Origin of the sequence: Arcobacter sp., assembly GCF_050300555.1 — a bacterium.
In the GTDB taxonomy this organism is placed as follows: domain Bacteria; phylum Campylobacterota; class Campylobacteria; order Campylobacterales; family Arcobacteraceae; genus Arcobacter.
In genome coordinates, this window is the sequence record NZ_JBNKXY010000188.1 from 1 (window position 1) to 644 (window position 644).

At 36.2% G+C, this 644-nt stretch carries 1 protein-coding gene and 1 pseudogene; both read left to right on the forward strand.

Translation table 11 applies throughout. The features are described from left to right. A pseudogene (locus tag ACQY5W_RS13240) lies at positions 1-153 on the forward strand (30S ribosomal protein S7); the annotation flags it as partial. Positions 154-228: 75 nt separating this feature from the next. Continuing rightward, positions 229-644, forward strand: a 416-nt coding sequence (locus tag ACQY5W_RS13245; RefSeq protein WP_428025444.1) for a GTP-binding protein, incomplete at its 3' end; no start/stop codon positions are given.

Here is a 644-nt window from a genome sequence, read left to right on the forward strand (position 1 = left end):
TATTCTGATCAACGCGTTGGAAGAAGCATGGCCATAAAATTAGCCAACGAAATCATTGACACAGCTAATGATATCGGTAATACTATTAAAAAGAAAGAAGAAACTCATAGAATGGCTGAAGCAAATAAAGCTTTTGCTCATTTTAGATATTAGTTTATTTCAAAATTTATTCTCGCTAAAAGCTAAAAAATAAACATTAAAGTTTTTAAAATAAAAAGGAATTTTCTAATGGCACGCGAAAAGTTTGAACGTACAAAACCCCATGTTAATATTGGTACAATTGGTCACGTTGACCACGGTAAAACAACGTTAACGGCTGCAATTACTGCAACGTTAGCAATTGAAGGTGGTGCTACAGCGAAAGCTTATGCTGATATTGATGGTGCTCCAGAAGAACGTGCACGGGGGATTACAATTAATACAGCGCACGTTGAATATGAAACTCCAAATCGTCATTATGCACACGTAGATTGCCCAGGTCACGCGGATTATGTGAAAAACATGATTACTGGTGCTGCACAAATGGATGGTGCAATTTTAGTAGTATCTGCTGCAGATGGTCCTATGCCACAAACTCGTGAACATATTTTATTATCAAAACAAGTCGGTGTACCAAACATCGTAGTATTTTTAAATAAAGAAGA